This window comes from Bacteroides parvus (genome assembly GCF_017309675.2).
Lineage (GTDB): Bacteria > Bacteroidota > Bacteroidia > Bacteroidales > Bacteroidaceae > Bacteroides > Bacteroides uniformis.
Genome location: NZ_CP084680.1, coordinates 2,034,462 through 2,056,323 on the forward strand (window position 1 = coordinate 2,034,462; position 21,862 = coordinate 2,056,323).

A 21,862-nucleotide genomic window follows, 5' to 3' on the forward strand; every position below is an offset into this window, starting at 1 on the left:
TAGAGTTTGTATAAAAAAAGCTGCGCTGCCTTTCATCGAACAACGCAGCCTTCTGTGTGTATGGCTCTCTTATTCTTTGTCAGGAGTTTCAGGACTGATCATTGATACCTCAATCTCGTTCTTCTGCTTGAACAAGTCGTCGGTGAACTTCTGGATGTCCTTCACGGTGATGCTGTTGACAATCTGTTCGTAATCCTTTATCGGATTCATACCGGTGAACAGGTATTCGTCAATGCTTCCCAGCCAGTAGCTGTTCTCCTTCAAGTCTTCGGCATGTTTCTTCAGCATGAACTCCTTCACTTTATTCAAGTCTCCTTCCGACGGACCTGCTTTGGCGATGTTGTCGAGTTCTGCAAAGATAATCTGCATCAGCTTTTCTCTTTTTGCCGGAGCGGTTTCGAATACAATCTGCAAGAGAGCCTTTTCTTTCGGATATTTGCTTAATTGGCCGCCTACATATACACCGTAAGTGCCCCCTTCGTCTTCACGTACCTTGGCTGTATAAACCAAGTCGAGAATCTGGCTGGTCATACTCAGCAGGATGTCATTTTTCAGGTCGTACTTGCAGTCACCGTTCAGCAGGACAAAGTTCGACGCTTTGGCAGTTTCCTGCTTCCGTACGAATTCGTTCTTATAAACTCCCTGGCGCATGTCCACTTTATTGTCCTTGAATGTTTCCTTGCGGTTGATGGCAGGCAGTGAACCCAGGTACTCGGCGATGAGTGGTTTCATTTCCTCCACATTCACATTTCCTACAAAGATAAAGGTAAAATCGCTGGCATCTTTGTAGCGGTCTTGATACATGGACAGAATCTTGTCATAATCCATCTTGTCAATCATGTCCGCCTTTATTCTGGCTCTTCTGGGATGGTGCATGTAAATACCGGCCGAGACAGAGTCACTGAACGCTACCTGGGGATTCATTTCCATATTCTGCAAAGCAGCTTTGTTGCGGTTCTTGTAGGATGCGAAGGCATCGTCGTCACGGCGTGGAGCGGTGAACGTCAAGTAAGTGAGCTGCATCATTGTTTCGAAGTCTTTCGGTGAACAGCTGCCATTGACGGTTTCTGTCTTGTCACCGATACCATAGCTGACGGAAGCTTTCTTGCCGGCCAGAACTTTTTCCAGGTCTACGGCACTGAAATTACCCAGACCACCGACACTCACTGCATCCAGTCCGTTGATGTTGATGATTTCCGAGTCGGGGAACAGGGAACTACCGCCTAGGCTGACTCCCTTCATGCGGATTTCGTCTGCCTTGAAGTCTGTCTTCTTGATAATGACCTTGACTCCGTTGGAGAGTGTCAGCGTTGTAGTGCCGAATGTATCATCTGTCTGCTCGGATACAATCTTTCCGCCTTTCGGGGCTTCGGCCATCAAAGGTTCATCCGACACCTTGTCTACGTAGGCAGTCAGTTTTTCAGCTTTAATGTCTTTCAGAATCTTCTTGATTACATCTTCTGTCGGCATTTTCAATCCTTCCTTATCCGGACCGAGAATTGCGACTACCTGGTTACTGTCTGTCACGAGGGCTTGCATCATCTGGTTCAGTGCGGCAACCGGAATGGCGGGAGCTATCTGATTGATGATGGCGTATTCGTTTTCGATGCCCGGAATCGGTTCGTTATCGAGGAAATGACGGACATATTCATCCACGTACTCTTCATTCTTGCGTTTGTCACGCTCGTTATAAGCAGATTCCAGTTGGCGCAGATATTCGGCACGGGCACGGTTGTATTCCGTTTCCGTAAAGCCGAATTGGCGGGCGCGTTCTGTTTCGCGCAGGAGAGTGGCTATTCCATTTTCTATGGCATCTTCCTTGCAGACAACGACACCGGTGAAGGCATCTTTGGTTTTGGCAACAAAGAAATCATCGTCATAAGTGGCGGCATATATATAAGGAGGATTGGCGGTCTGTACCAATTCGTTCAGACGCGCATTCAGCATATTGTTGATGAGCGTGGTTGCATAATTCTGTACCAGATAGCCCATGTCGCCTTTCTGCTCGTCAGGAGTGGCTTCGTGCTTGTTGAAGATGAGGGCTTGTACATTGGACTGTTCCTTGTCCTGATAAACCAATACAATAGGCTCCTTGTTGTCGTTTACCGGATAGTACTCGCGTTTGGCAGCATTGGGCTGGGCGGGAATATCAGAAAACATTTTCTTGATTTGGGCTTCGATGGCGTCCACATCTATATCGCCAACTACCACAATACCCTGAAGGTCTGGACGGTACCACTTTTCATAGTAGTCTCTCAAAGTTTGCGGTTTGAAGTTCATAACGACCTCCATCGTTCCGATAGGGAAACAAGTGGCATACTTCGTTCCTTCGAACATGACTGGAAGCATCTTCTCCTGGAAGCGTTGTATGGCGCTCATACGGGTGCGCCATTCTTCGTTGATGACTCCGCGTTCCTTGTCTATTTCCTTCGGGTCCAGGGTCAAATCGTTACTCCAGTCGTGCAGAATCAGCAGGCAGGAGTCGATGGCTCCCGGAGTAGTGACCGGCACATTGGAAATGTTGTATACGGTTTCGTCTACGGAAGTATAGGCGTTCAAGTTTTCACCGAATTTCACCCCGATACGCTCCAGGTATTGCTTCAGTGCATCACCGGGGAAGTGGGTTGTTCCATTGAAACACATGTGTTCCAGGAAGTGGGCAAGGCCGCGCTGGTCGGCTTCTTCCTGAATGGAGCCTACCTTTTGGGCAATGTAAAAGTCGGCCCGGTTTGCAGGCTGGCTGTTCTTGCGGATATAATAGGTCAATCCGTTGTCCAACTTTCCGATACGGACATTTTTGTCGACCGGGATAGGCGGCATTTGCTGTGCAAATACCTGCTGAAAATTGCAGCAAAGAATTAACGCTACAATCCATAAACCACGTAATAGATGTTTCATATTATTATGAATTTAAATTGTTCTTGAACTATCTGTCGGACAGCCCTTAGATAAATCACAACTTCTGTTGTTTTTTTCGGATTCCATTCCGGATAAATGGAATTTATCTGACTGCTTCCCGGATGCGGACCAATTTGGTCAGCAGGTCTTCCAGCAGGTCGAGTTTCAGCATGTTGGCGCCGTCACTCTTGGCTACGGCGGGATTTTCGTGGGTTTCGATGAACAGTCCGTCTACACCTACGGCAACACCGGCTTTGGCTACGGTCTCGATAAGTTGCGGCATACCTCCCGTGACGCCACTGGTCTGGTTGGGCTGTTGCAGGGAGTGGGTTACATCCAGGATGACGGGGAAACCGAAGGTCTGCATTTCGGGGATGCCGCGATAGTCGATGACTAAATCCTGATAACCGAAAGTAGTTCCGCGTTCCGTCAGCATGACGTTCCTATTGCCTGCTTCCACTACTTTATCAGCCGCAAAGCGCATGGCAAGCGGAGAGAGGAACTGCCCTTTCTTGATGTTGATGGTTTTTCCGGTTTTGGCGGCGGCTACAAGCAGGTCTGTCTGCCGGCAGAGGAAGGCGGGAATTTGCAGAATATCCACATATTCGGCAGCCATGGTGGCTTCTTCGGCGGCATGAATGTCGGTCACGGTAGGTACTCCGAAAGTGTCGTGTACCTTTTGCAGTATCTTCAGCGCCTTTTCGTCGCCGATGCCCATAAAGGAATCCAGGCGGGAGCGGTTGGCTTTGCGGTACGACCCTTTGAATACATAGGGGATTTGCAGTTTTTCGGTGATAGTCACGATACGTTCGGCAATGCGCATTGCCATTTCTTCTCCTTCGATGACACATGGACCTGCCAGTAGGAAGAAGTTTCCGGCAGGATTATTCTTTAATTCAATCATAGGTTGTTACTGATTAAGTATTTTCAATTGGGTATAATCAATGTTATTGCTTCATGCAGTACGCTGATGTCCAGTGGAAAATGACGGTCGAGAATACGTCCGTCCAAATCGACAGAGGCATTTTGCGCACGCAGCACTTTTACTTTTTGCGTACGGTAGGGCATCACTACCTTATGGTTCAGAATCCGCCCTTGGATAAGCATCCACAATCCCGACCATAGTTGCAGCAATTCGGGACGGTAAATGACGGAAACATCCAGCCAGCCATTATAGGGCACTGCACTAGGCGCTTGTCCGTATCCCCACGCACTGCCTATGCAGACAGTCATGATGCGTCCACGTATGTGCTCGCCGTTTATCTTGAGATGCATGCGGTACAGCTTCCGTTCGAAGATAATAGATAGCAGTGCCATGAAGTAAGAGAGGAACTTCACTCCCCAGAAACGCTTGCACTGGTCGGTGATTTTCACGATACGGGCTCCCAGGCCTATGTTGATGGCATTGAGAAAGTAGCGTGTCAGATGCTTTTCACCGTCGTAATAATAGCAGGTACCCACGTCTATTTTCCGGCGGCGGTTGTTGATGATGCAATCCACCGCTTTCTTGTAGTCCGAACTCATTTCCCAATAGTCGGCAAAGTCATTTCCTATACCATTGGGGATGATGCCGATGGCTATATTCTCCTTGTCCGGTGCATTGGAAAGCATGATGCCGTTAATGACGTCATTCAGTGCGCCGTCACCGCCTACTACAACAATGGTGCGGTAGCCGTTGTTGGCAAGGATACCTGCCAGACGCTCTACCGAACCGAACCCTTCGGACTGCACATAGTCGTAAGGCACACCTTTGCTGTCCATGTATTCTTTGATTTCTTTCCACCGTTTCTGCACTTTCCGTGTTCCGGCTTTGGGGTTGTATATTACTCCCAACTTTTCGGGTTCTGCACTCATGATTCTATTTACAATTTGACTATTTACTATTTACGATTTAAATCACCCGGTCACTTTATCGTTTCATCATCCTTCCAACTTCTTCTTTACAAAAGCTATCTTTTCTTCCATCGGCCACCGGGCATTCATCCAATGGATGGTAAATCCACGCCGTTCCATACCGCGGAACCAGGTCATCTGGCGTTTGGCAAACTGGTGGATGGCTGTTTCCAGTTGCGTGAACATCTCTTCATAGGTCAACTTGCCGATGACATAAAGTGTCAGATACTTGTATTCCAGTCCGTAATAGATGAGGTCATCCGGTTGGATGCCTTGCTCTATCAGACGACGCACTTCGTCTATCATTCCTTCTTCCAGACGCTGGTGCAGGCGGCGGGTGATTTTCTCCCGACGCAGTTCCCGGTTGATGTCCACACCAATGATGAGGCTGTTCAGCTGGGGGAAGGAGCGTTCGTCTACTGGGGTATGGGCATAATACTCTTCGATTTCGATGGCTCGTATGGCACGTTTGGCTGTGTCTACGTCCGTAGTATTGTGCAGGCTTTTGTAACCTTTCAGTATGTCGGTCAGTTCTTCCAGCGATTTGTCTGCCAGACGGGTGCGCAACTCGGGATTCTCGGGTACGGGCAGCAGACGGTAGCCTTTCAGCACTGATTCGAGATACATTCCGGTTCCTCCACATACAACGGGCAGGCAACCTTTTTGTTTAATAGTCTCGTAAGCATTCAAGAAATCACGCTGATACTCGAAAACATTGTACTTATAGCCCGGGTCGGCTATGTCGATGAGGTGATAGGGAATCTGTTTCCCGTCGACGGTATAGTCGGCAAGGTCTTTGCCGGTGCCCAGGTCCATCCCCCGATAGATTTGCCGTGAATCGGCACTGATGATTTCCGTATGGAGTTCGGCGGCCAAGGCGGCTGCAAATGGAGTCTTTCCTGAGGCGGTAGGTCCTAATATGGCGATTAAATCATAGTCTGGCATATATAAGTTCTTGTTAATCTCACTACAAAGATAGTGCAAACCGAATGCAGAATAAAATGAACTCGTTCATTTTTTATGCTGAGGTGCAGCTTATCTTCGTGTTAGTGCAAAGATAATGCAAACTGGGAGTATAATGGAAAGAACTTGCTCATTTTTTTACGTGATGCTATACCTTCTTTTCTACTTTGAAGCAGAAAAAGTGAAAAAGGACGTGAAAACGAGCATTAATCTTATTAAAATGTGTTATGAAACATGCTTTTTTTCTTGGAAAGTTTGTCAATGTCCCAAAAGTCCGTACATTTGCAATGTGTTTTTCATAGTATTAGATTTAAGGTTAACAAAGGTTGGAGTACAGCGGTACTCCTTTTTTTATGCCCTAAACTGAACTTTGGCACTTTTTTTCTATATTTTTGCACTATATATTGAATGAACAAACATATTCACCTCTTATGAAGCTCTGTATATAGCTACGCTCAACGAATAGCCCTGCTTGATAAAGCTATTCAGCTATCTGGCAAACGATGACCCGTTTGCCACAGAGATTGTGTATCCTTTTATTCATGAATTTGCAGGATGGCATGCTGTACTTGTACAGTGTGTTGTTTTGTGCTATTTTATTGTTGAGCAATGCATTATACATATAAACAGATATGGATTATCAACTTTCCGGTAATGATGAGCATTTTGATGGAGCAGCTGATAAATATAACCGATGCTGTTTTCTTAGGTCACGTTGGCGAGGTGGAATTGGGAGCATCTGCCATTGCAGGGATTTATTATTTGGCGGTCTACATGCTTGGGTTTGGGTTTAGTATCGGATTGCAGGTGATGATTGCTCGAAGGAATGGAGAATGTGGCTATGGTAAGGCTGGAAAGATATTCTTTCAAGGTTTCTTCTTTTTATCGGGATTGGCCATTTTGCTTTGTCTGCTGATGCAGGCAAGTTCTCCTTTCATATTGGGAAGGTTGATTTCCTCACCGGAGATTTATCGGGCTGTAATTCAGTATCTGGACTGGCGCAGTTTCGGTTTGCTGTTTTCGTTTCCGTTTTTGGTTATCCGTTCTTTTCTTGTGGGAATAACATGCACTCGGGCATTATCGTGGGCTGCTGCCGTTGCAGTAGTGATTAATATTCCTTTGAATTATATTCTGATATTCGTTGGAGGACTGGGAATATCGGGAGCTGCCATTGCTTCTTCTCTGGCAGAGATGGGTTCTTTGGTGATGCTTCTTTTCTATGTATGGCTGAAAATAGATAAAGGGAAATATGGATTGAAACCGGTATATGACGGAAAGCTGTTGGTGGATGTGCTGAGCTTGTCGGTATGGAGCATGCTTCATGCCTTTATCAGCGTGGCTCCGTGGTTCTTGTTCTTTGTGGCGGTGGAACATTTGGGTAAAACGGAATTAGCCATTTCCAATATTACGCGAAGTGTATCTGCTGTCTTTTTTGTAATAGTCAATTCTTTTGCGGTCACTACGGGTTCGCTGGTCAGTAATGCGATTGGGGCTGGAGAAAGGAGGGCTGTTTTCATTATCTGCCGTAAGATACTGAGGTTGGGCTATTCTGCTGGATTTCCACTGATAGGGGTAGCTGTATGTTATAATCGCTTGATAATAGGAATCTATACAGATAACGAACTGTTAACAGAGCAGGCTTTCATCCCTTTTGTTGTGACGTTGCTGAATTATACCTTTGCCTTGCCAGGCTATGTATATCTCAACGCAGTTGGAGGAACCGGTAAAACCCGGATTACTTTTCTTTTCCAAGTGACTACCACTGTCGTGTATCTGGGGTATCTTTATTGGTTAAGCGCTTGCACTCATGCATCCTTGGCTATTTACTTAACGGCAGAATACCTTTTTGTGATTTTGCTGGCACTGCAATCGGTTTTCTATTTAAGAAGTAAACAATATTAGAAACATATCGAATTATGATGACTAAAATATATCCGCGTACGGGAGATAAGCAAACCGTATATCTTAATGCTGTTGTAAAGGATCCTCGAATAGAGGTTGGTGACTATACTATTTATAATGATTTTGTAGCTGACCCTTTGTTGTTCGAGAAAAACAATGTGCTGTATCATTACCCCATCCATCAGGAGAGGCTGGTTATTGGTAAATTCTGTTCCATTGCTTGCGGTACGAAATTTCTGTTCAACTGTGCCAATCATACGTTGAAATCTCTGTCTACTTATACATTTCCTTTATTTTACGAAGAGTGGGGATTGAAGAAATCGGACATAACGGATGCATGGGATGACAAAGGAGATATTATAATAGGTAATGATGTTTGGATTGGTTATGAAGCGGTGATAATGGCTGGTGTTCATATAGGAGATGGGGCGATTATTGGTGCACGTGCTGTTGTGACTAAAGATGTTCCCCCTTATACAATTGTAGGGGGAACTCCTGCCAAAGAAATCAGGAAACGTTTTGATGAGGATGTGGTGAAGAAATTATTGCGGCTGCAATGGTGGGATTGGTCGATTGATGAGATACGCCGTTACTTGCCGCATCTTGTACAAGGCTGTTGGGATAGATTTCCTTAATAATCCATCATCAGTGAGTTGCCGGTCTTGCCTCGTGAAATGTCAAGGTTAGGCGGTGCATAGCTCTGGTTACAGCTACATAAAGCATACTCTTGTCAATTTCCGAACGGTAATTTCTCTCATCCGTCTGTGGAATAATGACTTCGTCAAACTCAAGCCCTTTTGCCATGTGGGCAGAGGTGATGACGATGCCTTGCACAAATGCGGAGCTTTGACTTGATAGGAAGCTGATATCATTGGCATATGATTTCAGCATGTCTGCCATCTCCTTGGCTTGCTGCTCCGTCTTGCATATGATGCCAAGAGATTTATATCCGGATTTCCGGTAAGTGGAGATTAGTCCCATAATGCCGGACAGTTCTTCTACGGCACTGCCGAACTGCAGGATTTGTGGCTTTTCTCCATGCCGGGCAACCGGTTCCAGCTCTGCGTTGGGATGAATCTTTTGCGCAAAATCCGTAATCTCGAAGGTGGAACGATAACTCTTACACAATTTCATGATTTCACTTGCAGTAAGTGACTTTTGGATAGTTTCTGCTGTGGATGAGCCATAAGGATTCACGGACTGTCCTGCATCGCCCAACACGGTTTTCCGGCATGGAAAGAGTTTCTGTATTACCTTGTACTGTATGGGCGAATAGTCCTGCATCTCATCTATCAACAGATGTTTGACTCTGCATGGCTGGTTCCCGTTTCCCTCCAATGCCAAGTGTAGGTATGCCAGCGGTGCCAAGTCTGAGTATTCGAGTGTATGTCCCTTTCGCATTTTGAACATTCCGGGATTATTTGTCCATTTAAAGAAATCTTTGTAGACTTGAATGTCGTTATTACCTGCAAACATTAGTCTGATTTCTTTCTTCAGAAGGTTTCTTCCGGCGGTGGTTACCGTAAAGGCGTATTGTATTTTCAACATATCCAGCATATAATCAGCCATAGCTTCAAATCGTCGGCGTATGGGGTAACGGTTGAAACGTAGGTACTGTTCTTCGATAAACGGGGCAGGTATGGTGATGTATTTGGTCAGCTTCACATCTGCTGCCTTGAAGTAGGTGTTCTCTATGTGGAGGATAAACTTGTTAAGCTCTGAAATGAAACCGAAAGAGGCTTTATAGGCTATTCTGTCGATGAGGCTTGAGGATGGCTTCTCTAACAGTTCATTCACTAACCCGAAGTATGTTTGGTACTTATATTTGTGTTCCAACACTCCGGAGAGTATTGGTTCCATACTGGTTTCGGGCACGGTTTCTTCCCCAAGTTCGGGGAGGACGTTGGAGATGTAATCGGAAAACACTTTGTTGGGGGAGACAATCAGAATATCTTTTGACGAGATGCTGTCTCTGAAGGTATAGAGCAGGTAGGCTATGCGGTGCAGGGCTATGGATGTTTTTCCAGAGCCGGCCACTCCTTGAATAATAAGCGTGCGGATATCTTTGTTGCGGATAATCTGGTTCTGTTCCCGTTGGATGGTGGCAACGATATTTTTCATCTTGTCATCTACATTGGAACTTAACTCTTTTTGCAGAATGTCGTCATGGACGGTCAGGGCACTTTCAATCATAAATTCCATTTTGCCGCCCCGAATTCTGTATTGGCGTTTTAGGGAAATTTCTCCTTTAATCTCTCCCGATGGAGACCGATAGCCTGCTTCTCCTAATTCATGGTCATAGAACATGCTCGAAACAGGTGCTCGCCAGTCATGGATAAGGGTAGCTCGACTTTCCGGGTCATAGAAGGTATGGATGCCTATATAGATAGGCATCACTTTGCTGTTTTCTTTCTTTTCCAAAAAATCAATTCGTCCGAAGTAAGGAATGGCAAGTATCTTGGTGAGCCGCTTACGCTTGTTGATTACACTTTCCCCCAAGGCAAAATGGTTTAGGATGCTTTCGCGCATGGAGCGTATCTCGTGCGGGTCGATGTCTTTGTTGGACCAGATATAGTCTTTGTATTCTGCCAAGGTGTCGACGTGGTCTTTCACTGATGCGTCGGTATTACCGATAACCTTTTTCAGAAAACTGATTATTTGCTTTAAATATTCTTTCTCTTGTTTCTCTGTTTGATTGAATGCCATAATTAGTTGTTGCTAAAAATAAGACAGTGTGCAAAATTAGTGTATTGTATCGGGAAGGGAAATGGCTATTTATAGCTATATATTGGGGAGTTTTATATCTTTGCACATTCAAAAAAGTGGAGGTAAATGGATATTCATGAGCTTGCAAGGCAGAATCAGCAATCTGCATGGAAAGTATTGGAAGATACCCGTATTATTGAAGCATGGGAGCGCATTGGAGCAACCGTTCATTTGGTGGGCTCACTCCGTACCGGGCTGTTGGCGAAAAGTAGGGATATAGATATCCATATTTATACCGATAGGTTGGATGTAGGAGAGAGTTTTTCGGTCCTCCGGGAACTTGCGGAACGGTTGCCTTTGCAGGAAATACAATATAGGAACCTTATCCATACGGAGGAAGAGTGCATGGAGTGGCATGCTTTATATAAGGATAGAGAACAGAATACTTGGAAGTTTGATATGATTCACATCCGGAAAGGTTCCAGGTATGATGGTGTTGTAGAAAAGGTGACTGCCGCTATTGCGGAGCGCCTTACTCCTGAAATTAGGAAAACGATATTGCAAATCAAATTCGATGTGCCGGATGGTGTAACGATTCCAGGTATAGAGATTTATCATGCTGTCTTTACGGGAGGTGTCCGCACTTATAAGGAGCTTGAAGAGTGGCGCAAAACAAATCAGTTGGCGGACAGTCTCGGTTGGCTTCCGTAATCTTAGAGGTAGATACCAAGATTTTCTACTATATGGATGGCTTCCATTATATTGTTGGCATCTAACTTGCTTAGGATGTTTTTCCGGTGATTGTTCACAGTATAGATGCTCACTCCCAGCTGGTAAGCGATTTCCTTGCTTAGAAAACCTTGTCGGATGAGTCGTAATATTTCTTTCTCCCGGTTGGATAATTGTTTGTCGGGAGAAACAGTGCATGTTGGAAGTATCTCTCCCGTTTTTCTGTTCACCACCGTCCGTTTGATTCTTTCGATAGGGGTCTGGTCGGGAAGTATGTCCATTACTCCCATGATTATCCAGGCTTTACCATTCCGGTCTGTTTCTATGATTTGTTGCCGGCTGCTTACATTGATATACTGTTGCCGTGCATTCAACATACGGAATTGAAATATTTGCCGGTAGTCATTTCTTTCTTCCGGTGGGAGTGAGTAGATGAACTGTCCATGCTCGATTTGGCATTCTGTGAGTTGAATTCTGTCATCAGGGTGTATTCTCTCTTCCAGTAAATCGCCTTGTTGCCTGATTGTCTTTATCCAAGTGGGATTGTATCCGAAAAGATGGGCAAAACTGTCGGATGCAAAATCGTATCTTTCTTTAAATACGTCAACTGTAAAAATACAGTTCTGACTCATTTGTGAGAACGCTTGCACGGATATTCTTTTCTTGTTCCACAAATCATAGTCTACATCGGGACCGCTAATCTGCTGTCTTGCCCATAATTCTTTGGGAGTTGTCTTGTTGGTAGTCATGGAACAAAGATAACTGATAATTTTCTTTTGAGCTTTATCTTTTACGGGATAATATTATTTCTAAGAATATGTTGTAGGGTTGGATTAAGTGGCTACCTTTGTAGGCCGTGTCATTGGGGACGTCGTGAATGAAAAGCAAACGAGTAATAAATTCAATATGTGATAAGATGAAAGATATACCGGCAGACAGCTTAATAAAGAATTATTTTCCTGTAAATTATATAGATTCTTTTTCTAAAGTGATGGTCACTGGGCAGGCATTGACACCGGAAGATTTTCGCAATCTTGCCTTCAGCCGATTTCCTAAATGGATTGGTTGGCTCATGAATTTCAGGAATGCGATTGTAAAGCCATTAGGACTGGATACAGCAACCAGATTTACAGATATGGTCTTGGATAAAAATCTGCATGAAGAAATTCTCGGAATGCTGGATAAGCATCTTGATTTCCATGTGTCCATGTGGTGCGGGGAATATCACGAAGGAAAACAAGAACTTCGGATTACTACTGTTGTGAAGTACAATAATTGGCTGGGAAGGGCATATTTCTTTATTATCAGACCTTTTCATGGGATAATAGTAAAGTCTATCTTAAAGCATGTTGCTGGGGATAGGGGGAGTGGGTGTAAATAAATACTCCCATTGAAATATTATCATTTCAATGGGAGTATTTATTTGAGTGGTGCCACCAGGAATCGTAATCTTTCTCCAAGTGGCTCTATATCATCACTTTTCAGAATCGCCTTGACAGTATTCTCCTCCTATTACTCCACCGCTGGACTTCAGCGTTCTGCGCATCGCTGCATGGTGGTTTCACGCAGCAAAGGTAGTGATTCTGATTGAAAAACCAAAAGAATTAAGCGATGATGTAATTATTCCCCTTCTGGAAAGAATTGTTGAGGTTTTACCAAGGGAGATAAGTCGGGAAAATATTTCCGAAATGCCTCACGATAGATACGACAAATATCCTCATCAGTAATTTCATCATCTATGATTTTATACAGAGCTCCATCATGAAGCGGAAGAACGAGATCTACTTTCCAACGATAGCGATTATAGACATCGATTAAAGCCTGCTTGAATATAAGTGACCCTATGCTTTGAATCCTGTGATTAAGTATTTTATGGCAATCAGTATCCATATTAAGAATTCTGCTGTTTCCCAAAAGGGAGGAAACTTTAGGAGCGTTTACCAGTGATTCTAAATCGTCTTCAGAGCAATAACGATTAAAGAATCCTTTAAGTTTCTTAGCGCATACCCCTCCATAGATAAAACAGTAAAAGAGAATCTTAGCCTCTGATCTATCGCAATTAGCGATTCTCTCAATTTCTGAATAAATCCTGTTTTTTTCATAAAGGGATATCAATTCTTTCCTATTCGTAAGACCCGCAAGTATACCTGCTTCAAACTGACTGTAGTCCACATACAGATATCTATGATTGACAAAGGTCTGATGGGAGCAGTTAAATAGTTCACGAAATTCTTTGCTCATATTTTGTAATGACGGATTACGCAAAATAATACGCGATGTGCGACTACCCACGGGTTTTACTACAGGCGTGACTATATTCAGATTCTTCCTTATAGCACTCAAATATGTAAGTATCCTAAGATTGCGCTCCGCTTTTTCCGCATCACGAAATGGTTGAAGCTTAGGGTATTTCTTACATAAAGCCTTTAATCTCCCATATTTCAGATAATGAATTGGAAGATTCAATTGATTATACAAAGCCTCCAAATTCGGCTGCACCTGACCGAAATCAAGCTGAATTCGATTTAGGGCACGATAGAGCTTTTTATGCTGCACCTGACAAAACTCCTTAAGTTGATCATTCCGAAACTCTATGCCACGAGCGACTAAATCATACAGCACACGATTTACGGGTATTTCTATTTTCTCAATACGTGGCCATTCTTCTTCTCCTCGCCTTTTCATTTCCTGATAACAGTCTATCATAAGTCTAAGTGCTTCTTCATGTTGTTCCTCGGGTCGCAACGGCAGTTCCCGACCAGTATAATACAAAACCATTTCATGTGGAGACCAGCACTCATTCTGTTCTTCACAATACTCCACGGATTGGCGAATTTGCAGGTCTAGACATTCAAAATCAAGCAAATCAAATCTACTGATACCACCATAATTATTACAAAGCAAATGGATAACTTCCGTTATCTGACACGTAATGATTCTGTCGTGATAGAAGAGCCCATTTCTTGTCAAATTGATTACTATGCGCTGATCGTCTGCTACGTCACAGCCATAAAGACAACAATCAAGATAGATTACCACATATTCTTTTTCTTTTCTCATAAGCCAGAGTACATATCGGTGTATAGGTTCTTATTGGGGGATTTGAAAAGATAGGATGAAACTTGTCCCATCAGAGTGAGTTCTTTTTCTTTATTCCGATGCAGGAACACTGACATCGAAGCAAGGGGCTTGAGGTTCACGGGTAGCATACCTGACACAGATTCCGGATTAAGGGAACGACATGCTATCAATGCCGCCCTTATCTGCATATAACCATGGAATCTTTGCTTGCCAAGCATATTCATGATAACTCGCACGTAGGCAGGACGCACCGAGCACAAATAAATTATTATCGCTGCATTTTCTATGCGGTGCGTGGCGTCGTTTCGCTCTAATTCTACAGCAGCATATCTCACCAACTGTTCATCATTGTATTTCAGATGAGCCATGAGCAGCCAAAAATGATATGCCTGCCAAGGATAGATGTCGCACTCCTTACGCATAAGCATGTTTGCAATCATGCGTTTGGCATCGTCTAAATCCCGATCATGCTTTACACAAGAAATCAACCTACAAATTAAAGGTGTATCAACAGGTGCAACCTTTAAGGTGTCAAGGAAGAAAAGCATATTCTTGTAGAAATAATCCCAATATGACACAAGCGTAATTGGATAGTTACAAAGTATGTAGAGAAGGAATTTCTTTTTACGTTGTATATCTTTTGTATGCTCTTTAGAATTTCTTTTTAACGAATCCATGATTTCGTGAAGAGTGTTTACTAATAAAGCGATGCCGTTTTCGCGTCGTCCGAGATCTTCGCTCCTGATGAGTTGTTTTATCTTTTGATTAGTGTGATTATATAGACTCAGTCCTTCACGAAATTCGTCGACCTCCTTTTTGTTTTCGAAGGTTATACAAACCACCTTAGAGGAGTTTAGGCAAAGATTAAGACGACGCAACTCACCTTCGAGCGATTGCAACACATTGCGGGCACTAAAATAATCTGGTGCCATAAAATAAATGTCATCCATAAAGCGACAGTATTCTATAGCTTGTGCCTGAATCTGGATATCAACATGACTGAGATAGAAGGTCGCCAATAATGAGGATGCGTCACTGTTTTGTGGAAGTCCACAGTTCGTTTGGGAGTCCGAAATTTCTGAAAACATTTGCTCAAGCAATTTTATTGCGTTGAGAGCATCCGCATCAGTTGCAATTTCACGTAAGAAGCCTATAAGCGTCGCATGCGATATGTTATCAAAATAATTCACCACATCGCACTTGAATAGGCATCCCTCTCCTTTTTCGAGCCATTCGTCAATTAGATAATTCATCTTTATCCACTGATTTACACCGTTTGCTATAAGTGAATTATCCTCAGAACGATTAAGACGAGCTGCATAAACACGAGAGGAGATATATTCCTCCATCAACGGTGCCAATTTTTCTACAATAGCAATGTAAAGCAAACGATCAACAAAATTACCGACCATGGCCTTACGCTGCACCAAAGATTCCTTAGGAATATATAACACTTCCATTTCCTGGAATTTGTAATGTTCACGAACATCTTGGCTCGAAAAATAGTCGAGGACAAAATCTTGATTGCATAAATCCACATATTGCAATGGGTCGAAAAACCAATCGTCAATCATATCGCGGCGCAAATTCTTTAGTGCAGTATCAAGATTCAATCTCGTTCCATTAACACTCATCTCTCGTAGGTCAATGATGGTTTTGTCCTGTGCTATTCGAGTTTTAGTAGAAGCTCCTCTTCCTAATTTCTGCCACTGCCTTTCATAAAGCATTTCATTTATCTCGTCCCAATCTACTTGGGCGAGCATAAGCTGGTTCATTTCAAAATCAACAAAGGGATACTTTGAAATAACACTCACCATATAGGGAGCATCTGCAAGATATACGCCACCGCCTGAAATTCCATGATAATGATGGATATTTTTAATCTCGCTATTGCAATGTACCAAATGCTTATCGTCAGGATGATAATTTAGCTCAAAAGGTATAGAATGATCTCGCCCAAAATTAGGACAAGCGTGACATTTAAGAAGACACTCCTTATTTATCTCGCTATAGTTTTTCATCCAGACCTTGACAACTCGTGGCAGATAGGATTTTCGTACACGAATTATGGCAACATCCCAACGAGGATGGAAAAATATATTTTCATCCAAACTTTCAGAATACACCTCTAAAGTAACAAAGCCTTCCTCTGCTGCGACCATAATTGACAAATCAGTGATATCTGATAGTTGTGGATTTACAGTAGAGTCTTCTGACAGGATGTGTTTAGCTGTGACAACATAATTATATTTACTACCGGGAGATGTGACGTATAAAAATCCTGACCCATGACTATCTTGGCCCGCTACCCTCGCATCTATTTTGCAGGCATTATATTTTAAATTCAGTTTGTCCATCCAGCTCAAATTTATACTTTTTCTGTTCTGCTTCGGATATTTTTAGCTTTTCACTTAGCTCTTGGTGATAATTAAGATGAAAACGGATTTTATCATCTGTACGACGTCCCCAGTTCAATACCTTAAGCATCATTTTTTTATTCGGATGAAAATGAACCTTACCGTTCGTGAGTACTACGTAATCCGAGCATATAATTTTTTTCAAAATCTCGTGTGTGATGTTCTTGTAACTGCCATGATGAGGGAGCTTTAGCAAATCAAGACGCAGGGGATTGGTCTCAGAATAGTCGGATAATGCATCTAATAAGACTTGGGGCGTACTATCGCCAGGAAATAGATAGTTGTGCTCGCCATCAGTAAGTAACAATACAATTGAAGAAGCGTTGACTTCTGTAGTATCTAATACATTGTCATTCAGATAGTGTTCTAGCTCTTCAAACGTAGCATTCCAGTCGCATTTGGGAGACGACAGAAATTCTCCCACCCCATCCAATATTTTGTCACAACCACCATATAGGATTTTCAGCAACCAGTTATTCCCTAGTTCAAATTCTTTGCCTCGTGTTAATTCTCTGTCCCATTTTACATGAAAATCTTCCAAAGCGCTCTGTACTGAATTGGCTTGACGAATAGATAGATAATTTTCTTTATTAACAGTCGGCATTACCATTTGTGCGGAATTGAACCACACGTTGTCAACTATTTCCCAATTATCTGAATCCATAGCAAACACTCCTCCGATGTGGTCATAATCATAATGGGTTATAACAAGAAGATCAACTCGCTGACCTTGTGCTCTTACTTCATCAATCAAACAAGAATATGCATCGGAATCTGGCGTGCCTGAATCTATAATTACATTCTTATCATTATGACGGATGTTGATACAGTCACCATGTTTTGCTCGTAAAAATGATATCGTCATTGTTTTTAACTTTGTAATTTCTGTTTCATTTTCATATACCATCTAAAACAGGCAGAGCAAGTGTGGAATACAGTTTGAACAAAAGATGCAATACTTAATTATATATGCTCTTAATGTTCATTGCAATTCTATTGAAACTTAATTTCCGCAATCGACGGTTATTGTATTCCTGCCTAACATTAGTTTAGAGTCATGTCTTTCTATACTTCCACTTTTTAACGATTGTATTCCGTGAACCGTCTCTGCCAAAGAATGACTTCTGGTTCAAAGATAATAATATTATTTTGAGCCATAGTCGTTATTATCTTTCAATCTTTTGATTTCTCTATCAAAATCGCTTTCAAGTAGATCCATTTCTCGTTTGCGGTAGATTTCAAACTCCTTTTCTGCCTTCTCAATCGCTTGCTTGTGCGAAATGTTGCCCTTGCCAATCAAGACCTTCCGTTTATGAGCGATAATCTGATTGTCCAATGCCTCTATCCAATCTTTCATCGTCATAGGATTCATTTCCAATGCTTGGAACTCGGCAAAGTCCAAGAAACCGGAAACAAGCAGGTTAAGACGTTGCAGTTCAATCTCTGAGAGATAGTTCTTGGCAATCTTCACATCGTCTTTGGTTACATAGTTGCCTTTGAAGTTCGTCATACCTACAAACGGCTTTTCATTATCCACACGATTGTAGATAACCTCCGCTGCCGTGTTCTCATGGACGGCGTAGTGCAGCTTGTTCTGTACGGTTGCAAAGAACATCTTTGTCATCTCGTCCCGTGGGTCATAATCTGTGGCTGTGGCATAGATGTCCGTCACCTGTTGATAGAAGTTACGCTCGCTACTACGAATATCTCTGATACGCTGCAGCAACTCACGGAAATACCGATTACCTCCTTGCTTCAACCGCTCATCATCCATCGCAAATCCCTTTTGGATATACTCATGAAGCCGCTGAGTAGCCCAGCGACGGAAACGGGTAGCCACCTGCGACTGCACACGATAGCCCAAGGCGATAACCATATCAAGATTATAGTGCAAAACACTGCGCTGCACTTGGCGTTTACCTTCTTGCCGAACTGTCAAGAAATCCTTTACAGTTCGATTTGGGTCTAATTCTCCATCATTTAGGATGTTGTCTATGTGCTGACTGATATTCTGCTTTGTCGTACAATATATCTCCGCCAACTGATTTTGTGTCAACCACAAATCTTCATCGGTAAAACGCACAGACACACGAGTTATCTCATCATCGTCCTGATAGAGTATTATTTTGTTTTCTTCGTTCATTGGCCTATTTCTTCTCTCTGTGATTGCAAATATAGCTAATATACTTGATTTTGCGGGCGTTCAGGCTACTTTTTTGAGGCACAATGCGGTATTTCCGAGTATTATCACTATATTTGCGTTACAAATCAAAGTATTGTAATTAGCAAGCAAATTAAAACGTATGGAATCGCAAAAGATAAACAGGCTAAAGGTCGTGTTAGTTGAGAATGGCAAAACAGGTAAATGGTTAGCCGAACAAGTAGGGAAAAATGAAGCAACTGTTTCCCGATGGTGTTCCAACAAGATGCAACCATCCCTTGATATGCTTGTGAAGATTGCAGGACTTTTGAATGTGGACCCTCGCCAACTCATCAATGGCGGTAATAACGATTGAATATGGCAAAGAAAACGACAAAGAAAAAAGAGGGGAACTCTCTCAATCTTGAATCTATATTATTTAACTGCCGCGACTATCTGCGCGGCAATGCCTCTTTGATGGATAAGCGCGATTTGCTGCTTACTCTTGTTTTCCTCCGCTTTATTGGTGAAAAGTTTGAAGATGCACAGGCAAAGATGCGTCAGGAGTGCATCGACAACGGTATTACTGATGAAGTTATGATTGAAACATTTCTCGCTAGTCCTTCGCGTTACAAGGGCATCGCCTTTGTGCCGGAAGCTGCCCGTTGGTCTATGCTTATCAATATACCCGCTCCAAAACTCAATGGTGCTCTCGATGATGCCCTGCAAGCTATTAACGACAGCGGCGAAGCCTTCAAAGGTTGTGTGAAACTCGGTTTGTTTACCTCTATCAATCTTGAAGCCAATGTCATCAAGAAAGTCGTAGATGAGGTAAATAAGGTTTCGCATCGTGCTTTCGGAGAGGAAAAAGACTTGTTCGGTCGAGTGTATGAGTACTTTCTAAAGTCTTTTGCGATAAATGCGGACAAGGAAGAGGGCGAATATTATACGCCCCATGATGTAGTAGAATTTATAGCGGCTTTTATTGAGCCGTTTGACGGCACTCTCTATGACCCTTGCTGCGGCTCCGGCGGTATGTTTGTGCAATGTGCAAAATATGTTGAGTCCAAACAGGGCGACATTACCCACGTAAATGTCTATGGCCAAGAGAGCGACCCTGCCACATACCGTCTCGCCAAAATGAATTTGGCAGTTCGAGGTATTTCACATCATCTCGGCGAGAAGAACGCCTCGACATTCACCGATGACCTTCATAAGGGGTTGACCTTTGATTATATCATGGCCAACCCACCTTTCAACAAGAAAAAATGGTACGAAGATAAGCTTAGCAATGATGCCCGTTGGGCCAATTATGCCACGCCTCCTGAAAGCAATGCCAACTATGCTTGGATTCTTCATATTCTTTCAAAACTTACCCCCAAGAAAGGCGTAGCCGGTTTCCTGCTCGCCAATGGTGCCCTCGGAGACTCTGACGCATATACAATCCGTAAGAAGCTTCTTAAACTCGACGAACAAGGCTTCGGTGATAAAGTTGAAGCCATCATCGTTTTGCCTCGTGAACTTTTCTATAATACAGACATATCCGTAACACTTTGGATTCTCAACCAAAATAAGAAAGCCAGAATGTGGCATGGCCGCAAGCTACGCGACCGCACAGGTCAAATCCTTTTCATGGATTTGCGCCAGTGGACGCAGAACCCAGTGAAAGGGGAACAGAAAAAGAAGGTCATGTTTGATGCCGAACAAATCAAGCGAGCATCCGAGATTTACTTCAAATGGCAAAGTGAGGGCACGGACGGCGCAACCTACGCCGAACCTGAGTTGTACCGTTCGGTCAGCTACAAAGAACTAGCCGAGAAAGAGAATGACTTTTCGCTCGTTCCGAGCCGTTACATTAAGTTTGTCGACCGAGACCTTGAAGCCGACTATCATAAAGTCCTCTCCGAAGCCACGACAACAATTTCCGACCTACTGCGCCGTCAGTCCGATAACAACATTACTCTTCGTAACGCCCTAAAACAACTTGGATATGAGTGCAAGTGAAACGAAATGGGTACGTCTCGGTGACTACATTGTTCAGCAAGACGAGCGCAATTTCTTTGAAAAATATCAGCTATCGGATGTTCGAGGTATTAGCATTGAAAAGAAACTGATATTTACAAAGGCTGATATGAAAGATGTTTCATTGAAGCCATATAAACTGCTTAAGCCAAATAGCTTTTGCTATGTCACTGTTACTTCTCGTAATGGCGGTAAAATCTCTTTGGCTATGAATGAAACATCAAATACGTTCATAGTATCTTCATCCTATATCACCTTTTGCTGTAAGGACGAGACCATTCTTCTCCCGGGCTATTTATTCCTTCTACTCTCTCGCCCCGAATTTGACCGCTACTCGCGGTTTAACTCGTGGGGAAGTGCTCGCGAGACATTCGACTGGGAGGAATTTTGCCGTGTCGACATCCCTTTGCCGTCGATTGAGGTACAACGTGAGTTGGTGGAAACCTACAACGGGCTGAAGGTTCTCGCCGAGCAGAATGAAGTCCTCGTGGCCTCCCTCTCCAAAATGTGCGAAGCCCTCGTCATAGAGTCTGGTAAGAAATATTCACGTGTTTCCCTCGGGGAGTATATTAACCAAGTTGACGAAAGAAATACTTTTGGGAAGTATACTCTTGATGATGTTAGAGGTATTAGCATAGAGAAAAAATTGATATATACTAAAGCCGACATGAAAGGCGTATCTCTTTCGCCTTATAAATTATTAAAGCCAAGAAATTTCTGTTATGTTTCTGTTACGTCTCGTAATGGAGGTAAAATTTCTTTGGCAATCAATAATATGGCTCAGACGTTTATAGTTTCATCATCGTATATAAACTTTGATTGCAAAAATTACTCACAGCTATTGCCTGAATATCTGTTCTTACTATTAAGCCGCAGCGAGTTTGACCGCTATTCGCGTTTCAACTCATGGGGTAGCGCAAGAGAAACATTTGATTGGTCGGAACTCTGTAGGGCTAAAATTCCCCTTCCGCCCATTGAAGCACAGCAATCAATCGTTAACCTCTATCACTGTATGGAGGAAGCCAAGGGTGTCGCTGCAATAGCTCGTGAGAAATTAAAAACTATCTGTCCAGCCCTTGTGCTAAAAGGAGCCAACGCCTAAAATGAAGTG

At 43.2% G+C, this 21,862-nt stretch carries 17 protein-coding genes; 7 read left to right on the forward strand and 10 right to left on the reverse strand.

What is annotated here, in order from left to right:
• Positions 1-69: 69 nt before the first annotated feature.
• From JXR92_RS08130 to miaA, 4 genes are all read right to left on the reverse strand, one after another.
• The gene (locus JXR92_RS08130) at positions 70-2,898 is read right to left on the reverse strand and encodes a M16 family metallopeptidase (RefSeq protein ID WP_138345113.1); all 2,829 of its coding nucleotides are present in this window, start codon (positions 2,896-2,898) and stop codon (positions 70-72) included.
• A gap of 103 nt (positions 2,899-3,001) precedes the next feature.
• Positions 3,002-3,802, reverse strand: coding sequence for a 3-deoxy-8-phosphooctulonate synthase (kdsA, locus tag JXR92_RS08135; RefSeq protein WP_009037040.1), 801 nt, complete (start codon positions 3,800-3,802; stop codon positions 3,002-3,004).
• Between the two features lie 23 nt (positions 3,803-3,825).
• Positions 3,826-4,752 carry a diacylglycerol/lipid kinase family protein gene (locus JXR92_RS08140; protein ID WP_005828845.1) on the reverse strand — a complete coding sequence of 309 codons (927 nt, stop codon included), beginning with the start codon at positions 4,750-4,752 and terminating at the stop codon, positions 3,826-3,828.
• A 66-nt stretch (positions 4,753-4,818) separates the two neighbouring features.
• Positions 4,819-5,736 carry a tRNA (adenosine(37)-N6)-dimethylallyltransferase MiaA gene (miaA, locus tag JXR92_RS08145; protein ID WP_119961238.1) on the reverse strand — a complete coding sequence of 306 codons (918 nt, stop codon included), beginning with the start codon at positions 5,734-5,736 and terminating at the stop codon, positions 4,819-4,821.
• Positions 5,737-6,363: 627 nt separating this feature from the next.
• On the opposite strand from miaA, the gene JXR92_RS08150 reads away from it, so the two are divergent.
• Positions 6,364-7,656, forward strand: a complete 1,293-nt coding sequence (locus tag JXR92_RS08150) for an MATE family efflux transporter (RefSeq protein WP_138345115.1) — start codon at positions 6,364-6,366, stop codon at positions 7,654-7,656.
• A gap of 14 nt (positions 7,657-7,670) precedes the next feature.
• A complete protein-coding gene (locus JXR92_RS08155; RefSeq protein WP_138345117.1) occupies positions 7,671-8,291 on the forward strand; it encodes a CatB-related O-acetyltransferase in 621 nt (206 codons plus the stop codon).
• A gap of 10 nt (positions 8,292-8,301) precedes the next feature.
• On the opposite strand, the gene JXR92_RS08160 is transcribed toward JXR92_RS08155, so the two are convergent.
• Positions 8,302-10,362, reverse strand: a complete 2,061-nt coding sequence (locus tag JXR92_RS08160; protein ID WP_138345118.1) for a HelD family protein — start codon at positions 10,360-10,362, stop codon at positions 8,302-8,304.
• A 126-nt stretch (positions 10,363-10,488) separates the two neighbouring features.
• Between JXR92_RS08160 and JXR92_RS08165 the strand changes: the two genes are divergently transcribed.
• A complete protein-coding gene (locus JXR92_RS08165; protein WP_117601102.1) occupies positions 10,489-11,073 on the forward strand; it encodes a nucleotidyltransferase domain-containing protein in 585 nt (194 codons plus the stop codon).
• A 2-nt stretch (positions 11,074-11,075) separates the two neighbouring features.
• Here JXR92_RS08165 and JXR92_RS08170 read toward each other — a convergent pair whose 3' ends face one another.
• Complete coding sequence (locus tag JXR92_RS08170; RefSeq protein WP_138345120.1) at positions 11,076-11,840, reverse strand: LuxR C-terminal-related transcriptional regulator; 765 nt, start codon at positions 11,838-11,840, stop codon at positions 11,076-11,078.
• Positions 11,841-12,007: 167 nt separating this feature from the next.
• On the opposite strand from JXR92_RS08170, the gene JXR92_RS08175 reads away from it, so the two are divergent.
• Entirely contained in the window at positions 12,008-12,472 is a 465-nt protein-coding gene (locus JXR92_RS08175; RefSeq protein ID WP_138345122.1) for a DUF2867 domain-containing protein, read from the forward strand.
• A gap of 239 nt (positions 12,473-12,711) precedes the next feature.
• Here JXR92_RS08175 and JXR92_RS08180 read toward each other — a convergent pair whose 3' ends face one another.
• The 4 genes from JXR92_RS08180 to JXR92_RS08195 all read right to left on the reverse strand — a co-directional run bounded on the left by JXR92_RS08180 (position 12,712) and on the right by JXR92_RS08195 (position 18,732).
• Complete coding sequence (locus tag JXR92_RS08180) at positions 12,712-14,151, reverse strand: DNA polymerase (protein ID WP_138345124.1); 1,440 nt, start codon at positions 14,149-14,151, stop codon at positions 12,712-12,714.
• Positions 14,148-16,529, reverse strand: coding sequence for an RNA-directed DNA polymerase (locus tag JXR92_RS08185; RefSeq protein ID WP_138345126.1), 2,382 nt, complete (start codon positions 16,527-16,529; stop codon positions 14,148-14,150). Before JXR92_RS08185 ends, JXR92_RS08180 begins: the two co-directional genes overlap by 4 nt.
• A complete protein-coding gene (locus JXR92_RS08190) occupies positions 16,504-17,454 on the reverse strand; it encodes a ComEC/Rec2 family competence protein (protein WP_171030416.1) in 951 nt (316 codons plus the stop codon). The genes JXR92_RS08185 and JXR92_RS08190 overlap by 26 nt, the downstream gene beginning before the upstream one ends.
• Before the next feature lie 279 nt (positions 17,455-17,733).
• The gene (locus tag JXR92_RS08195) at positions 17,734-18,732 is read right to left on the reverse strand and encodes a virulence RhuM family protein (RefSeq protein ID WP_138345130.1); all 999 of its coding nucleotides are present in this window, start codon (positions 18,730-18,732) and stop codon (positions 17,734-17,736) included.
• Between the two features lie 160 nt (positions 18,733-18,892).
• Between JXR92_RS08195 and JXR92_RS08200 the strand changes: the two genes are divergently transcribed.
• From JXR92_RS08200 to JXR92_RS08210, 3 genes are read left to right on the forward strand one after another with little or no spacing between them, the layout of a single operon-like run.
• A complete protein-coding gene (locus JXR92_RS08200; RefSeq protein ID WP_057250095.1) occupies positions 18,893-19,105 on the forward strand; it encodes a helix-turn-helix transcriptional regulator in 213 nt (70 codons plus the stop codon).
• A gap of 2 nt (positions 19,106-19,107) precedes the next feature.
• Positions 19,108-20,733, forward strand: a complete 1,626-nt coding sequence (locus tag JXR92_RS08205) for an N-6 DNA methylase (protein WP_138345132.1) — start codon at positions 19,108-19,110, stop codon at positions 20,731-20,733.
• Entirely contained in the window at positions 20,720-21,853 is a 1,134-nt protein-coding gene (locus JXR92_RS08210; RefSeq protein ID WP_138345135.1) for a restriction endonuclease subunit S, read from the forward strand. The genes JXR92_RS08205 and JXR92_RS08210 overlap by 14 nt, the downstream gene beginning before the upstream one ends.
• The last annotated feature ends 9 nt before the right edge of the window (positions 21,854-21,862 follow it).

Excerpts from the sequence above, each read along its gene's own strand:
- JXR92_RS08130 (WP_138345113.1), bottom strand. The coding sequence starts at position 2,898 with ATGAAACATCTATTACGTGGTTTATGGATTGTAGCGTTAATTCTTTGC.
- kdsA (WP_009037040.1), bottom strand. The coding sequence starts at position 3,802 with ATGATTGAATTAAAGAATAATCCTGCCGGAAACTTCTTCCTACTGGCA.
- JXR92_RS08140 (WP_005828845.1), bottom strand. The coding sequence starts at position 4,752 with ATGAGTGCAGAACCCGAAAAGTTGGGAGTAATATACAACCCCAAAGCC.
- miaA (WP_119961238.1), bottom strand. The coding sequence starts at position 5,736 with ATGCCAGACTATGATTTAATCGCCATATTAGGACCTACCGCCTCAGGA.
- JXR92_RS08150 (WP_138345115.1), top strand. The coding sequence starts at position 6,364 with ATGCATTATACATATAAACAGATATGGATTATCAACTTTCCGGTAATG.
- JXR92_RS08155 (WP_138345117.1), top strand. The coding sequence starts at position 7,671 with ATGATGACTAAAATATATCCGCGTACGGGAGATAAGCAAACCGTATAT.
- JXR92_RS08160 (WP_138345118.1), bottom strand. The coding sequence starts at position 10,362 with ATGGCATTCAATCAAACAGAGAAACAAGAGAAAGAATATTTAAAGCAA.
- JXR92_RS08165 (WP_117601102.1), top strand. The coding sequence starts at position 10,489 with ATGGATATTCATGAGCTTGCAAGGCAGAATCAGCAATCTGCATGGAAA.
- JXR92_RS08170 (WP_138345120.1), bottom strand. The coding sequence starts at position 11,840 with ATGACTACCAACAAGACAACTCCCAAAGAATTATGGGCAAGACAGCAG.
- JXR92_RS08175 (WP_138345122.1), top strand. The coding sequence starts at position 12,008 with ATGAAAGATATACCGGCAGACAGCTTAATAAAGAATTATTTTCCTGTA.
- JXR92_RS08180 (WP_138345124.1), bottom strand. The coding sequence starts at position 14,151 with ATGAGAAAAGAAAAAGAATATGTGGTAATCTATCTTGATTGTTGTCTT.
- JXR92_RS08185 (WP_138345126.1), bottom strand. The coding sequence starts at position 16,529 with ATGGACAAACTGAATTTAAAATATAATGCCTGCAAAATAGATGCGAGG.
- JXR92_RS08190 (WP_171030416.1), bottom strand. The coding sequence starts at position 17,454 with ATGACGATATCATTTTTACGAGCAAAACATGGTGACTGTATCAACATC.
- JXR92_RS08195 (WP_138345130.1), bottom strand. The coding sequence starts at position 18,732 with ATGAACGAAGAAAACAAAATAATACTCTATCAGGACGATGATGAGATA.
- JXR92_RS08200 (WP_057250095.1), top strand. The coding sequence starts at position 18,893 with ATGGAATCGCAAAAGATAAACAGGCTAAAGGTCGTGTTAGTTGAGAAT.
- JXR92_RS08205 (WP_138345132.1), top strand. The coding sequence starts at position 19,108 with ATGGCAAAGAAAACGACAAAGAAAAAAGAGGGGAACTCTCTCAATCTT.
- JXR92_RS08210 (WP_138345135.1), top strand. The coding sequence starts at position 20,720 with ATGAGTGCAAGTGAAACGAAATGGGTACGTCTCGGTGACTACATTGTT.